Consider the following 14,535-nt stretch of genomic DNA (forward strand, 5'->3'; position numbering starts at 1 on the left):
CTGATTGGCACATTAGTTGCAAAGTGATAATCAAAGAATCTTTTGTTTCATCACTTCACCATCGGGGATAATCTATGAACTTCAAGAAAATCGGGATAGCGACGTTGGGTGCGGTTTTGCTGATGGCGCAGGCCGCCTCGGCGATGGCGGATCAATTACAGGAAATCCAGCAGCGTGGCGTGCTGAGGGTGGCGGTGCCACAGGACTTCCCGCCGTTTGGCTCCGTGGGCACCGATCTGCAGCCGCAGGGTTATGACATCGACATGGCGCATTATCTGGCCGACAAGATGAAACTTAAGTTGCAGTTGGTGCCGGTCACCAGCGCCAACCGCGTGCCTTATCTGCAAACCAACAAGGTCGATTTGGTGATTTCCAGCCTGGGCAAAAATCCGGAACGCGAGAAGACCATTGCTTTTAGCCGCGCCTATGCGCCGTTCTTCCTCGGGGTCTTTGGGCCGCAAGAGGCTGCATTGGGCGATGCCGCGCAGCTGGACGGCAAAACCGTCGGCGTGACGCGCGGTGCGGTCGAAGACATGGTGCTGAGCGATACCGCGCCGAAGGGCGCGCAGATCAAGCGCTATGAGGACAACAACACCACGCTGTCGGCCTATCTGTCTGGCCAGGTACAGTACATCGCCACCGGCAACCTGGTGGTGAGCGCGATCGCGCGGCAGAACCCGACCAAAGCGCCGGTCGCCAAGTTTATGCTGAAAGACTCGCCGTGCTTCGTTGGCCTGCGTCTGGGGGAACCGGCATTGAAAGCGAAAGTGGATGAGCTGATTGAACAGGCACTGAAGGACAACACCCTGAACGGCCTGTCGGAAAAATGGCTGAAAGCGCCGCTGCCTGCCAACCTTGGTGCATAACGGGAGCGCTTGATGACCTATCAGCTGAATTTTCCCGCTCTGTGGCCCTATATGCCCGAATTGCTGGCCGGTCTGCTGACCACCATCGAGTTGACGGCGTTGGCCACCCTGATGGGCGTCGCGTTGGGGATTTGCGGCGCGGCGATCCGCAGCGGCAAGGCTAACCTGCTTAGCCATATTTGGGGCATTTACGTCGAGGTAGTGCGCAATACGCCGTTTGTGGTGCAGCTGTTCTTCATCGTGTTCGGCCTGCCGAGCCTGGGCTGGAAACTGACCGCCGGGCAGGCGGCGCTGTTGGCGATGGTGATTAACCTGGGCGCCTACAGCACCGAAATCATTCGTGCCGGCATTCAGGTGACGCCGAAAGGCCAGTGGGAAGCCGGACGAGTGCTGGGTTTCAGCCGCAGTCAGACGTTTCTGCGCATTGTGTTGCCGCCGTCGTTGCAGCGGATTTATCCGGCGCTGGTCAGCCAGTGCATTATCGTCATGCTGGGGTCATCGGTGGTGTCGCAGGTGTCTTTCGAAGAGTTGACCTTCGCCGCCAACCTGATCCAGTCGCGCACTTTCCTCAGTTTTGAGGTGTATCTGGTGACAACGCTGTTTTATCTGCTGTTATCGGTATTGATGCGCCAGCTGTTGCTGGCCGCCGGACGGCGCTTTTTGGGGAGCCAGGGCTGATGCTGACTTTTACCGACTGGGACATTGTGCGCAACCTGCTGCTGGCGGCGCGCTGGACGTTGCTGCTGTCGCTGACGGCGTTCTTCGGCGGCACTCTGGTGACGTTGCCGCTGTTATTGCTGCGCCTGAGCAAACGCAAATGGGCGATGCGTTTTGTCCGTTTCTATTCCGAGCTGTTTCAGGGCACGCCGCTGCTGATGCAGCTGTTCCTGGCGTTCTTCGGCCTGGCGCTGTTCGGCATCGACGTCAGCCCCTGGGCTGCTGCCGCGCTGGCGCTGACACTGTTCACCAGCGCTTTTCTGGTGGATATCTGGTCCGGCAGTATCGCCGCCCTGCCGAAAGGGCAGTGGGAAGCGTCGCGTTGCCTGGGGCTGAGTTTTGGCCAGACCCTGATGCGGGTGATTGTGCCGCAGGCGGTGCGTATCGCCATCGCGCCCACCGTCGGGTTTTCGGTGCAGGTGATCAAGGGCACCGCGCTGGCGTCGATCATCGGTTTTATCGAGCTGACCAAGGCCGGCACCATGCTGAACAACGTCACTTATCAGCCGTTTAAAGTGTTTGGCCTGGTCGCGCTGGGCTATTTCCTGATGTGTTACCCGCTGTCGCGTTACAGCCATTATCTGGAGAAGAAATTCCATGCCGCTCATCACAATTAATCAGGTTCAGAAATATTACGGCCAGAACCATGTGCTGAAGGGCGTGGATCTGGATATTGACATGGGCCAGGTGATATCGATTATCGGCCGCAGCGGTTCCGGCAAGAGCACGCTGTTGCGCTGTATCAACGGGCTGGAAGGGTATCAGGAAGGCAGCATCAAATTGGGCGGGATGACCATTACCGACCGCGATTCGCAGGCTCGTGAAATCAGCCGCTCCATCGGCATGGTATTTCAGAACTTTAATTTGTTCCCGCACATGACCGCGCTGGAGAACGTGATGCTGGCGCCGCGTCGGGTGCTGAAAAAAAGCCCCGCCGAATGCCGCGAACTGGCGGAAGAGATGCTGAATAAGGTTGGGCTGGGCGAGCGAATGCACTATTCACCGGCTAACCTTTCCGGCGGGCAGCAGCAGCGCGTGGCGATTGCCCGGGCGCTGGCGATGAACCCGAAGGTGCTGCTGTGCGACGAAATTACCTCGGCGCTGGATCCTGAGCTGGTGGGCGAAGTGCTGAAAGTGCTGGAGCAACTGGCCAAAGAGGGCATGACGCTGATTCTGGTGACCCATGAAATGAATTTCGCCCGCGAGGTCGGTGACCGGGTGGTGTTTATGCACCAGGGCAAGGTTTGGGAGCAGGGCGACAGTCGCACGCTGTTCGCTAATCCGCAAACGCAGGAATTAAAACAGTTTATCGCTTCGGTCCGTGGGCTGACAGAGGCTTGACCGGGACGAAGGAAATAATAACTTATTAAGTTGGTAAGGAATGAGCATGTTAGATATCACCCAGTTCGATCAGATTAATCCGCCGGCTCGCCTGTTGATGGGACCGGGGCCGATCAACGCCGATCCGCGCGTGCTGCGCGCCATGTCGAGCCAACTGATCGGCCAGTACGATCCGGCGATGACCGGCTACATGAATCAGGTGATGGAGCTGTACCGCGCGTTGTTCCGCACCGAAAATCGCTGGACCATGCTGGTGGACGGCACCTCGCGTTCCGGTATTGAAGCCATGCTGATCTCCTCGATTCGCCCCGGCGACAAGGTGTTGGTGCCGGTGTTTGGCCGTTTCGGCCATCTGCTGTGCGAAATAGCCCGCCGCTGCCGTGCCGAGGTGCACACCATCGAGGTACCCTGGGGCGAGGTTTTCAGCGCCGATCAGATTGAAGACGCGATCAAGAAGGTGCGCCCGCGCCTGCTGTTGACGGTGCAGGGCGATACGTCCACCACCATGTTGCAGCCGCTGGACGAATTGGGCGACATCTGCCGCCGCCACGGCGTGCTGTTCTACACCGACGCCACCGCCTCCTTCGCCGGCAACCCGCTGGAAACCGACGCCTGGGGGCTGGACGCGGTATCCGCCGGCCTGCAGAAATGCCTGGGCGGCCCGTCCGGCAGTTCGCCCGTCACCCTCAGCCCGCAGTTTGAAGAGATCGTCCGCCGCCGTAAATGCGTGGAGCAGGGCATTCGCACGGTTGACCATGCCGACGGCGACGACGAGATGATCTACTCCAACTATTTCGATCTCGGCATGATCATGGATTACTGGGGCCCGGAGCGGCTGAACCACCATACCGAAGCCACCAGCATGTTGTTCGCCGCGCGCGAGTGCGCCAGGGTGATCCTGGAAGAAGGGCTGGAAAATACCATCGCTCGCCACAAACTGAACGGCGCGGCGATGCTGGCCGGCATTCAGGGCATGGGGCTGGAGGTGTTCGGCGATCTCGATAACCGCATGAACAACGTGCTGGGCGTGGTGATCCCGCAACAGGTTCACGGCGAGCAGGTGCGTCAGATGATGCTGAATGATTTCGCCATCGAGATCGGGACCTCTTTCGGCCCGCTGCAGGGCAAAATCTGGCGTATCGGCACCATGGGTTATAACGCGCGTAAAGACTGTGTGTTGCAGACACTGACCGCGCTGGAGGCGGTACTGAATCGGCTGGGCTTCGCCAGCCAACAGGGCGAAGCCTTGCAGGCGGCCTGGAATACCTACGAAACCGGGGCCTGCTGATGACGGCGCTGTTAACCGCCCAGGAGGCGGAACGGGCCGCTGCAAGAGTGATGGCGCGCTGCGATGCGCTGGCGGCGATCAGCGCCACGCCGGGCCAGCTGACGCGCGTCTATCTGTCGCCGGAACATCGGCGCGCCAACCAACTGGTGGGTGACTGGATGCGTACCCTTGGCATGACGGTGCATCAGGACAGCGTCGGCAATATCTGCGGCCGTTACGAAGGCCAAACGCCAGGTGCACCGGCGCTGCTGCTCGGTTCGCATCTGGATACGGTGCGCAATGCCGGCCGCTACGACGGCATGCTTGGCGTACTGACCGCACTGGAAGTGGTGGCGCATCTGCATCGGCAGCAGCGGCGTTTGCCGGTGGCGGTGGAGGTGATTGGCTTCGCCGATGAAGAAGGCACCCGCTTTGGCGTTGCCTTGTTGGGCAGCCGGGGCATTACCGGGCAGTGGCCTGCTGAGTGGTTGGAACGGACCGATGCCGAGGGGATCAGCATGGCGCAGGCGCTGCGCGAGTTTGGGCTGGATCCGGCTGCGGTGGGTGAGGCTAAGCGTGCGCAACCTGATATCTGTGGCTATCTGGAGCTGCATATTGAGCAGGGGCCTTGCCTGGAAGCGGCCGATTTGGCACTGGGGGTGGTGACGGCAATCAACGGCGCTCGTCGGCTCAACTGTACCTTTACCGGCGAGGCGGGCCATGCGGGCACCGTGCCGATGGGGCAACGCAAAGACGCGCTGGCGGCGGCGGCAGAATGGATGGTGGCGGTCGAGACGATCACCTCGGCCTGCGATCCGCATCTGGTAGCCACCGTTGGCCGAATCGAAAGCCTGCCGGGAGCGGTCAACGTCATCCCCGGCGAGGTAAAACTGTCGCTTGACGTGCGCGGCCCGGAGGATGGCCCGCTGGCGGCGCTGCTGATGCAACTGCTGGCACAGGCTGAGGCGATCTGCGCGCGCCGGGGGCTGAGTTTTGCCAGCGAAGAGTTTTACCGCATAAATGCAACGGCCTGTGATGCAAATTTGCAACGGCGTTGGCAGGACGGCGTGATGCAGGTGCAAGGCCGCAGCATGGCGCTGCCGAGCGGTGCCGGGCACGATGCGATAGCTGTGGCGGCCTGCTGGCCGGTGGGTATGTTGTTTGTGCGCTGCGATCGCGGTATCAGCCATCATCCGGCTGAAGCCGTCACCCAGGCCGATGTGGCGCTGGCGATTCAGGCCTACTGCCAGACGGTTGTCAGTTGGGAGGAAGCCTGATGGACTTGCAAGCGTTTAACCGGTTGTCGCCGCTGGAGGCTGAGCGGTTGCTGCGTCCCTGCGTGGATATTCCGTCCTGGATCGCGGCGGTGATCGCTGCCCGGCCGTTCGCCGGTATTGATGCCGCACTGATGTTTGCCCGGCAGGCGTCACAGCGCTGGCAGGCGGAGGACGTCAATCGGGCGCTGGCGCAGCACCCACGCATCGGCGAACGCGCCGGCGGGCCTGGCCGCGAGGCACAATTTTCCCGGCGAGAGCAGGCGGCGGTCAATACGGAGGACGCTGCGCTGGCCGAGGCGTTGTTGGCAGGTAATCGGCGTTATGAAGCGCAATTTGGTCAGGTGTTTTTGATCCGCGCCGCCGGCCGCGATGGCCAGGTCATATTGCGTGAGCTGGAGCGTCGGTTGAGCAACAGTGCGGAGCAGGAACAGCGGGAAACCGCCGAACAGCTGCGTGAAATCGTGATGCTGCGTTTTAAGGAGTTATTGAGCGATGAGTAATATCAGCACCCATATTCTGGACACCTCACTCGGCAAACCTGCGGCGGACGTGCGGGTGTGGCTGGAACGAGAGCACGACGGACACTGGCGGATGCAGGCCGAAAGCCATACCGATGCCGACGGCCGCGCGCGCAACCTGACGCCGGATGGCCTGACCGCCGGACATTACCGCCTGTATGCCGATCTCGGCGGCTATTTTGCCGCCGGCCGGCGCGAAACGCTATACGCCACCGCGATTATCGATTTTGTCGTCGGCGATGCGGCACAGCATTACCATTTACCGCTGTTAATCAGCCCCTATTCGTACTCGACCTACCGCGGCAGTTGATCTGATCCACTGACGTATCCTCGGGCGCGGAGTACCGCGCTCCCGGATTCAATCACCCAGTAAACGGGGGAAATATGGCTCTGTCTCAGGATAAGGGTGCGGCTTCGTGCTGCCCGGAAGATGAAAAACTGCCGCTGGGAAAAACCTTTGCCTTCGGCCTGCAGCATATTTTGACCATGTACGGTGGAATTATCGCGCCACCCTTGATCATCGGCTCGGCTGCGGGTTTAGGCGCGCCGCAGATTGGTATGCTGGTGACGGCGGCGTTGTTTGTCAGCGGGCTGGCGACGTTGCTGCAAACCCTCGGCTTGCCCGGTCTGGGTTCGCGTCTGCCACTGGTGCAGGGCGTTTCCTTCGCCGGGGTGGCGACCATGGTGACCATCGTGACCGGGGACGGCGGGCTGCCTGCGGTATTTGGTGCGGTGATCGCCGCCTCGTTGGTGGGTCTGTTGATCGCGCCGTTTTTCTCGCAAATTATCCGCTTCTTCCCACCGGTGGTGACCGGCACCGTGGTGACGGTGATCGGCCTGTCGTTGATGCCGGTGGCGGTGCGCTGGGCGATGGGCGGCAACGCCAGGGCGGCGGATTGGGGGGCCACCGGGAATATTGGCCTGGCAGCTTTCACGCTGGCGGTCATTTTGTTGCTCAATAAGATCGGTTCCCCGACGTTGAAGCGGTTGTCGGTGCTGCTGGCGATGGCCGCAGGCTGCGTAGCGGCGGTGCTGGCGGGGAAAGTGAGCTTTGCCGCAGTGGGCAACGGGCCGTGGTTGGCCTTCCCCGAACCTTTCGCCTACGGCTGGCCAACTTTCGAGCTCAGCGCGATCCTGTCCATGTTGTTGATCGTGCTGGTGCTGTTGACGGAAACCACTGCCGGGCTGATGGCGGTGGGGGAAATTGTGGGTTCGCCGGTCAACTCGCGTCGTATCGCCAAGGGTCTGCGCGCCGATATGCTCTCCAGTGCGCTGTCGCCGGTATTTAACTCATTCCCGCAAAGCTCGTTTGCCCAGAATATCGGCCTGGTGGCGATCACCGGCGTAAAAAGCCGTTTTGTGGTCAGTGCCGGGGGCGCCATTCTGGTGCTGCTGGGTGTGTTGCCGGTTCTCGGGCGGTTGGTGGCCTGCATTCCGCCGCCGGTATTGGGCGGCGCCGGCGTGGTGCTGTTCGGTTCGGTGGCTGCCAGCGGCATTCGCACTCTGGCGAAGGTGGAGTATAAGGACAACATGAATCTGGTGGTGGTGGCGACGGCGATTGCCTTCGGCATGATCCCGATTGTGATGCCGACTTTTTACGATCAGTTCCCGAATTGGGTGCGCACCTTGCTGCATTCAGGTATCAGCGCGTCGTGTCTGGTGGCGTTGCTGCTGAATCTGTTGTTCAACCGGATCGAGGCGGCGGAGAAAAATAGGGCGGGGGAGGAGCTTTCCTGAGGAATGCGGGCGCAGCGGGCTGCGCCCGGTAGGATCAATCGTGCCGCAGGAAGCTGTCGGCATCGCGCCAGGCCGGGAAAGCGCTGCGGTAGATTTGCAGGTTTTCCAGCGACAGTTCGGCGTCCAGCCGTGCGGCGGCGCCCGGTTCCGCCTGCGCCAGCGTTTCGCCTTGCGGGCTGAAGATCAGGCTGTCGCCGCTGTAGTTCAGCCCGTTGCCGTCTTCGCCGACGCGATTGCAGCCGGCCACGTAGACCTGATTCTCAATGGCGCGTGCGGCCAGCAGCGTTTGCCAGTGTTTGCTGCGCGCCGCCGGCCAATTGGCGACGTACAGCGCCAGATCGTAATCCTGCTGATAGCGGGACCACACCGGGAAGCGCAGGTCGTAACAGATTTGCGGCAGAATGCGCCAGCCGCGCCATTCGAAAATCTCGCGCTTTTTACCGGCGCGGTAATGCAGGTGCTCGCCGGCCATGCGGAACAGGTGGCGCTTATCGTAAGCATGTACCCGGCCGTTCGGTTCGACCAACAGGAAACGGTTGACTGCGCCCTCGGCGGTTTTCAGTGCCACGCTGCCACCGACCAGGGCGTTGCTTTTGCTTGCCCAGCCGTGCAGCCAGGCGATCACCTGCTGCTCCGGCAGTGCGCTTTCCCCGGCGTCCATGGCGAAGCCGGTGGTGAACATTTCCGGCAGCACGATCAGATCACGGCCGGTCAGCGGTGCCAGCAGCTCATCGAAATGGCGCAGGTTGGTTTCGCCGTCGCGCCAGACCAGCGGTTGTTGCAACAGGGTAATTTTTAAAGTCGACATAACCGCTCCGCAGCCGCATCCAGCGTGGCGTCCTGTTTAGCGAAGCACAGCCGGATCAATTTATGAGGGAAAGGATCGGCACAGAAGACCGACAGCGGAATTGCCGCCACGCCCACGTGCTCGGTTAACCAATGACAGAAAGCGACGTCATCCAAATCGGAGACCGCGCTGTAATCTGCCAGCAAGAAGTATGTACCTTCACAGGGTAAAATTTCCAGTCGGCTGTTTGACAGCGCCTGCACAAAGCGATCGCGCTTGGCGCGGTAAAACGCCGACAACTGTTGCCAATGCTCCGGCTCGCTGCGCAGCATATCCGCCAGCGCCAGCTGTGCCGGGGTGTTGACCGAGAAAGTCAGGTATTGATGCACTTTACGTACTTCGGCGCTCAGTGCGGCGGGGGCCACGCAGTAACCCACTTTCCAGCCGGTCATGTGGAAGGTTTTGCCGAAAGAGGACACCGCGATGGCACGTTGCCGCAGTTGCGGATGGGCCAGCACGCTGGCATGGCCGCCCTGGGCAAAGCAAATATGTTCATACACTTCGTCGCTCAGCACATAGATTTCATGATCGCTAATCGCGCGCCACAGCTGTTGCATATCTTCCGCCTGCCAGGCGGTGGCGGATGGGTTGTGCGGCGTATTGAGGATCACCAGCCGGGTGCGAGGCGAAAGCAATTCGGCAAACTGCTGCCAGTCCACGCCGAACGTCGGCGGCTGTAGCGCAATGCGCTTCAATATGCCGCCGGACAGGGTTACCGCCGGCGCATAGCTGTCGTAGCTGGGATCGAAGCAGACAACTTCATCGCCGGGGCGCACCAACGCGCTGATGGCAGCGAACAGCGCTTCTGTGGCGCCTGCCGTCACCGTGACTTCGCTGGCAGCGTCCGGCAGCCAGCCGTACAGCCCGGCGGTTTTCTCGGCGATGGCTTCGCGCAACGGTGCAACACCGGTCATGGGGGCATATTGGTTGGCACCCTGGTTGACGTGCCAGGCCAGGCGCTCCTTCAGATAATCCGGGCCATCGAAATCGGGGAAGCCCTGCGACAGGTTGATCGCCTGATACTGCGCCGCCAGCGCACTCATCTGCGTGAAAATGGTGGTGCCCAGAGCGGGCAATTTACTGTCGGGAATCAATGCTGATGTGCTCATAGCGGGCTAATACTCCTGGCGCTTAGGTTGCCGTCAATATAACACGATGTTAGTATTTGGCAATCAAGACGCTTAGATGGCTAAATGAAGAAAAGATCTAACTATATAAGTAAATCATTCTAAGCTCCCTATGCTGATAACCTTAGAAACCGGGAAACGATAATGACGGAAAATCCGCAACTTACAGCGCTATTGGCTGCCTGCCACTGGATTGGCGAAAAGGGCTGGTGCCCGGCGACCGGCGGCAATATGTCGCTGCGTCTCGACGATCTACGTTGCCTGGTCACCGAGTCCGGCAAGGATAAGGGTAGCCTGACCGAAGCGGACTTCCTGCTGGTGGAAACCGCGACCAATCATGTGCCGAGCGGTCGCACACCTTCGGCGGAAACCGGCCTGCATACCCTGATTTACCGGCTGTACCCGCAGATAGGTGCGGTGCTGCATACCCATTCGGTGAATGCGACCGTGCTGTCGCGCGTTGAACGCAGCGACGGGCTGGTGTTGCAGGGCTATGAAATGCAAAAATCGCTCGGTGGCCAGAGCAGCCATCTGGACAGCGTGATTATTCCCATTTTCGATAACGACCAGGATATTCCGCGGCTTGCGGCGCGCGTGGCGGCTTATGCCGAAGTGACGCCACTGCAGTACGGTTTTTTGGTCCGCGGACACGGCCTGTATTGCTGGGGCCGCCAGGTAGCGGAAGCCCGCCGCCACCTTGAAGGGCTGGAATTCCTGTTCCAGTGCGAACTGCAACGCCGTTTACTGGAGGCTAAATGATCCGCGCCATCGTCACCGATATTGAAGGCACCACCAGCGATATCCGCTTCGTGCACCAGGTGCTTTTTCCCTATGCGCGTGAGCGGCTGGCGGAGTTTCTCCGTCAGCACGCCGCCGATGCCGAAGTGGCCGCACCGCTGGCCGCGCTACGGCAGGAAATTGACCAGCCGCAGGCGGACATTGAGCAGTTGATTGCCGCGCTGTACCGTTTTATGGATGAAGATCGCAAATCCACCACGCTGAAGGCGCTGCAGGGCATCATTTGGCGCAGCGGCTACCAGAACGGTGATTTTCGCGGACATCTGTACCCGGAAGTGGCCGGGCAACTGGCAGCCTGGCAGCAGCAAGGGCTTAAACTGTACGTATACTCTTCCGGCTCGGTGGAGGCGCAAAAGCTGCTGTTCGGCTACAGCGATGCGGGGGATTTGCAGCCGCTGTTCAGCGGCTATTTCGATACTCATGTCGGTGCCAAGCGTGAAACCGCTTCGTACCGAAATATCGCCGCTGAAATTGGCATTGCGCCCGACGAGCTGTTGTTCCTTTCCGACATTCATCAAGAGCTGGATGCCGCACGAGCCGCAGGTTGGCGTACTTGCCAGTTGATCCGCGACGACGCCGATGCGCAGAGCCGGCACCCGCAGGTTAACCGTTTTGATCAGATCGATTTAGGGGAGTTTGCCTCATGAGTGGATTGACCATTTTCAGCGATAAAGAGCCGCAGCAACCCTTATGGCAGAGCCAGGATGCTGAGGCTATTCAACAGCAACTGACGCAAATTGGCGTGCGCTTCGAGCGCTGGCAGGCGGATCGCGAACTGGGTGAAAACCCGGAGCCGGCGGCGGTGATTGCCGCCTATCAGCACGAGATTGATCGGCTGGTGGCGGAGAAGGGTTATCAGAGCTGGGACGTGATCAGCATGCGTCCGGATAATGCGCAGCGCGAAGCCTTGCGCAGCAAATTTCTTTCCGAACATACGCACGGCGAAGATGAGGTGCGCTTCTTTGTGGCCGGTGCGGGGCTGTTCTGCCTGCATCTGGATGGCAAGATCTTCCAGATCCTGTGCGAGAAGAACGATCTGATTTCGGTACCGGCCAATACCCGTCACTGGTTCGATATGGGGTCGGCGCCAAACTTTACCGCGATCCGCGTCTTCGATAATCCGGAAGGTTGGGTTGCGCATTTCACCGGCGACACGATCGCCGATGCCTATCCGCGCCTGGATTAAGATTTAACGGGGCGGCTTTCTCGCCCCATTATTGATTACCCCAGCGCCCGCAGGAAAATCCCGTCATTGACCTGTTGCGGTGTAATCACTCCGCTGTCGAATACCCAACCGCTAATCAGCTCCGCAGGCGTCACGTCAAACGCCGGGTTATAAACCGGGGCATCGGCAGGCGCCCACTGGCATGATCCGAAACTGCCGGAAACGCCGGTCACCTCGGTTGCGGCCCGTTGTTCAATCGGGATGGCCGCGCCGTTCGGGCAGTGCGGATCGTGGGTGGTGTGCGGGGCGGCCACGTAGAACGGAATACGGTGATAGTGCGCCAATACCGCCAGGCTGTAGGTACCAATCTTGTTGGCGACGTCGCCGTTGGCGGCGATGCGGTCTGCGCCAACCCACACGGCATCTACCTGGCCCTGCGCCATCAGGCTGGCGGCCATCGAATCGCAAATCAGCCGGTAGGGAATGCCGAGCTCACCCAGTTCCCAGGCGGTTAGGCGACCGCCCTGCAGCAACGGACGGGTTTCATCGACCCACACCTGTTGTACTTTCCCTTGTTGATGGGCGCGCAACAGTACGCCGATAGCCGTGCCGATACCGGCGGTCGCCAGGCCACCGGTATTGCAATGGGTCAACAGGCGGCTGCCGGGCTGCACCAGCTCCGCACCATGATCGGCGATCCGATCGCACAACTTGCGGTCTTCTTTTACCAGTCGCAACGCTTCCTCAACCATCGCAGGTACCCACTGCGGTTGTGCCAGAGCCTGCTTCATGCGGTCCAGATTATTCATCAGATTAACCGCCGTCGGGCGTGAGGCGCGTAAGGTGACCAATGCTTGCTCCAGTTCTTCACGCGGCAGACCGCGTTCCGCCAGCAGCGCCAGCAACAGGCTGGCGGACAGGCCGATCAGCGGCGCGCCCCGAACCCGCAAGGTGAGGATGTGATCGACCAACTCCTCCACGCTGTCGCACTGGCGCCACTGTTTTTCCTGCGGCAAAGCCTGCTGGTCGAGGATCCAAAGTCGGTTGTCACTCAGGGTCAAACTGGTGGTGTTAAGCGATTGCATCGGCAGTTAAATCCTTGTTGCGTTGTTATTGCATCTGAAAAGGTATTCTGCCAACATGCCATACGGATGTATAGACGTCCAAATGCTTTTACGTCTAAAAAAATAACATCGCTGCGTCAGTGAGAAAAATCAGAGGGGTTGGGAATGTCGCTTTATCGTACCTTTACTGCTGCCGATGCCGTTGAATATGCCCGTCAATACGGGCAATTGGCCGATCCGCAGGCGCTGGTTAGCGCTGACGAGATTGGTGACGGCAACCTGAACCTGGTGTTCAAAATCCGCGATCGCGATGGCGTAAGCCGGGTGATCGTCAAACAGGCGTTGCCGTACGTACGCTGTGTGGGCGAATCCTGGCCGCTGACCCTGGATCGGGCGCGGATTGAAGCGGAAACCCTGTTGATCCACGGCGGGTTTTGCCCACGGCATACGGTGAAGGTGCTGCATCACGATCCTGAATTGGCGGTGATGGTGCAGGAGGATCTTTCCGATCATCACATCTGGCGCAACGAGCTGATCAAAGGCCACTATTACCCGTTGGCCGCTGGGCAACTGGCGGAATATCTGGCGCAAACCCTGTTTCATACCTCCGATTTTTACCAGACGGCGCAAGAAAAAAAGGCCGAGGTCAGCCGCTTCACCAACCCTGAGCTGTGCCAGATCACCGAAGATCTGTTCTTTACCGACCCCTATATCGATCACGAACGCAACCAGTTCGACGAGGCGTTGCTACCGCAGGTGCGAGCGTTGCGTGACGATGCCGCGTTGAGGCTGGCGGTGGCCGGGCTGAAGCACCGTTTCCTCAGCAAGGCGGAAGCGCTGCTGCATGGCGATATTCACAGCGGCTCGATTTTTGTTGCGGAAGGCAAGCTGAAGGCGATAGATGCCGAGTTTGGTTTCTATGGCCCGATAGGTTTTGACGTCGGCAGCGCGTTGGGTAACCTGTTGCTGAATTACTGCGGTTTGCCGGGACTGTTGGGGCCGCGCGATGCCGCCGCCGGGCGGGAGCAGCGCTTGCAGGATGTGCGCGAACTCTGGCTGATTTTTGCCGATCGCTTCCTGGCGCTGTGCCACCAACAGACTCGCGAGATAGCGCTGGCGGTGCCGGGCTATGCCGAACAGTTCCTGCAGCAGGTGTGGACCGATGCCATAGGTTACTGCGGCAGCGAGTTGATCCGCCGCACTATCGGCCTGGCACACGTCGCCGATCTGGACAGCATCAGCGATGCCGAAATGCGCACCGAATGCCAGCGCAGCGCCCTGAGTTTGGGCCGAGCGCTGATCGTCAACGCGGCGCAGATTGAGCATATCGACGCCCTGCTGGCGCGTATCCGCCAGAACGGCTAGGCGTTGTCTGGGCACCGCTACCAGGAAGAGGGGGCTCATGGATCCTCTGTCTAACAACCAACGGGCGGGGCGAACCCCGCCGTTGGGTTGCCTTACCCTTCTGATTCGTAAGCCAAAATGGCCGCAACCTCCGTGTCTCCCAGTTTGATGCGCAGTTCACATAGCGAACCGCGAGTGATCCAGATGAACGCAATCAGCGTCATGCAGATAATCATCAGCCTCAGAACGACCCGTTCCTGCTGCATTTCTGACCTCCTTATCCTTGCCTTCCGGCGGGTAAGAGGCTAACCTGATGTTGCTTAGACATTCAGAGTGGCCTCGGGTTGATAATATCGACTCGGGGCCTTTCTCTTTCTATCCGTTGCTTATGCCCCGGAAAGAAAGATCCAGAGCACCCGCTACGCAGTCTATCCGATTATTCCCGAGGTTAAATTAGCCGTTCTGGC

General features: G+C 59.9%; 17 protein-coding genes. 13 read left to right on the top strand and 4 right to left on the bottom strand.

The annotated features are described in order from the left end of the window. The first annotated feature begins 74 nt into the window (after positions 1–74). The 9 genes from D4100_RS16215 (at position 75) to D4100_RS16255 (ending at position 7,723) form a co-directional block, all read left to right on the top strand. Complete coding sequence (locus D4100_RS16215) at positions 75–866, top strand: transporter substrate-binding domain-containing protein (protein WP_119804779.1); 792 nt, start codon at positions 75–77, stop codon at positions 864–866. Between the two features lie 12 nt (positions 867–878). Next, the gene (locus D4100_RS16220) at positions 879–1,544 is read left to right on the top strand and encodes an amino acid ABC transporter permease (RefSeq protein ID WP_004949021.1); all 666 of its coding nucleotides are present in this window, start codon (positions 879–881) and stop codon (positions 1,542–1,544) included. Then, a complete protein-coding gene (locus D4100_RS16225) occupies positions 1,544–2,200 on the top strand; it encodes an amino acid ABC transporter permease (protein WP_006322390.1) in 657 nt (218 codons plus the stop codon). The genes D4100_RS16220 and D4100_RS16225 overlap by 1 nt, the downstream gene beginning before the upstream one ends. Next, the gene (locus D4100_RS16230) at positions 2,181–2,924 is read left to right on the top strand and encodes an amino acid ABC transporter ATP-binding protein (RefSeq protein WP_004949026.1); all 744 of its coding nucleotides are present in this window, start codon (positions 2,181–2,183) and stop codon (positions 2,922–2,924) included. Before D4100_RS16225 ends, D4100_RS16230 begins: the two co-directional genes overlap by 20 nt. Before the next feature lie 46 nt (positions 2,925–2,970). Next, the gene (locus D4100_RS16235; protein WP_006322389.1) at positions 2,971–4,212 is read left to right on the top strand and encodes a pyridoxal-phosphate-dependent aminotransferase family protein; all 1,242 of its coding nucleotides are present in this window, start codon (positions 2,971–2,973) and stop codon (positions 4,210–4,212) included. After that, positions 4,212–5,468, top strand: coding sequence for an allantoate amidohydrolase (hpxK, locus tag D4100_RS16240; RefSeq protein WP_006322388.1), 1,257 nt, complete (start codon positions 4,212–4,214; stop codon positions 5,466–5,468). The genes D4100_RS16235 and hpxK overlap by 1 nt, the downstream gene beginning before the upstream one ends. Beyond that, positions 5,468–5,968, top strand: coding sequence for a 2-oxo-4-hydroxy-4-carboxy-5-ureidoimidazoline decarboxylase (gene uraD, locus D4100_RS16245; RefSeq protein WP_119804780.1), 501 nt, complete (start codon positions 5,468–5,470; stop codon positions 5,966–5,968). The genes hpxK and uraD overlap by 1 nt, the downstream gene beginning before the upstream one ends. Then, positions 5,961–6,296 carry a hydroxyisourate hydrolase gene (gene uraH, locus D4100_RS16250; protein WP_063202616.1) on the top strand — a complete coding sequence of 112 codons (336 nt, stop codon included), beginning with the start codon at positions 5,961–5,963 and terminating at the stop codon, positions 6,294–6,296. Before uraD ends, uraH begins: the two co-directional genes overlap by 8 nt. Positions 6,297–6,370: 74 nt before the next feature. Next, a complete protein-coding gene (locus D4100_RS16255; RefSeq protein ID WP_006322385.1) occupies positions 6,371–7,723 on the top strand; it encodes a nucleobase:cation symporter-2 family protein in 1,353 nt (450 codons plus the stop codon). Between the two features lie 34 nt (positions 7,724–7,757). Here D4100_RS16255 and D4100_RS16260 read toward each other — a convergent pair whose 3' ends face one another. Next, the gene (locus D4100_RS16260) at positions 7,758–8,531 is read right to left on the bottom strand and encodes an amidohydrolase (RefSeq protein WP_006322384.1); all 774 of its coding nucleotides are present in this window, start codon (positions 8,529–8,531) and stop codon (positions 7,758–7,760) included. After that, on the bottom strand, positions 8,519–9,679 hold the full coding sequence (locus tag D4100_RS16265; RefSeq protein WP_006322383.1) for a pyridoxal phosphate-dependent aminotransferase: 1,161 nt from the start codon (positions 9,677–9,679) through the stop codon (positions 8,519–8,521). The genes D4100_RS16260 and D4100_RS16265 overlap by 13 nt, the downstream gene beginning before the upstream one ends. Before the next feature lie 162 nt (positions 9,680–9,841). On the opposite strand from D4100_RS16265, the gene D4100_RS16270 reads away from it, so the two are divergent. From D4100_RS16270 to D4100_RS16280, 3 genes are read left to right on the top strand one after another with little or no spacing between them, the layout of a single operon-like run. After that, positions 9,842–10,456 carry a methylthioribulose 1-phosphate dehydratase gene (locus D4100_RS16270; protein WP_006322382.1) on the top strand — a complete coding sequence of 205 codons (615 nt, stop codon included), beginning with the start codon at positions 9,842–9,844 and terminating at the stop codon, positions 10,454–10,456. After that, positions 10,453–11,142, top strand: a complete 690-nt coding sequence (gene mtnC, locus D4100_RS16275; protein WP_119804781.1) for an acireductone synthase — start codon at positions 10,453–10,455, stop codon at positions 11,140–11,142. The genes D4100_RS16270 and mtnC overlap by 4 nt, the downstream gene beginning before the upstream one ends. After that, on the top strand, positions 11,139–11,681 hold the full coding sequence (locus tag D4100_RS16280) for a 1,2-dihydroxy-3-keto-5-methylthiopentene dioxygenase (protein WP_006322380.1): 543 nt from the start codon (positions 11,139–11,141) through the stop codon (positions 11,679–11,681). Before mtnC ends, D4100_RS16280 begins: the two co-directional genes overlap by 4 nt. 35 nt (positions 11,682–11,716) lie before the next feature. Here D4100_RS16280 and mtnA read toward each other — a convergent pair whose 3' ends face one another. Then, on the bottom strand, positions 11,717–12,745 hold the full coding sequence (gene mtnA / locus D4100_RS16285; RefSeq protein WP_119804782.1) for an S-methyl-5-thioribose-1-phosphate isomerase: 1,029 nt from the start codon (positions 12,743–12,745) through the stop codon (positions 11,717–11,719). Positions 12,746–12,889: 144 nt separating this feature from the next. Here mtnA and mtnK point away from each other — a divergent pair, with 144 nt between their 5' ends. Next, positions 12,890–14,089 (top strand): S-methyl-5-thioribose kinase, encoded by a 1,200-nt coding sequence (mtnK, locus tag D4100_RS16290; protein ID WP_119804783.1) that lies wholly within the window; start codon positions 12,890–12,892, stop codon positions 14,087–14,089. 92 nt (positions 14,090–14,181) lie between these two features. Here the strand turns inward: mtnK and D4100_RS16295 are convergent, their stop codons facing one another. Then, the gene (locus D4100_RS16295) at positions 14,182–14,334 is read right to left on the bottom strand and encodes a Hok/Gef family protein (protein WP_119804784.1); all 153 of its coding nucleotides are present in this window, start codon (positions 14,332–14,334) and stop codon (positions 14,182–14,184) included. Positions 14,335–14,535: the final 201 nt, after the last annotated feature.

The sequence above is a fragment of the Serratia inhibens genome (assembly GCF_003591175.1).
Lineage (GTDB): Bacteria > Pseudomonadota > Gammaproteobacteria > Enterobacterales > Enterobacteriaceae > Serratia > Serratia inhibens.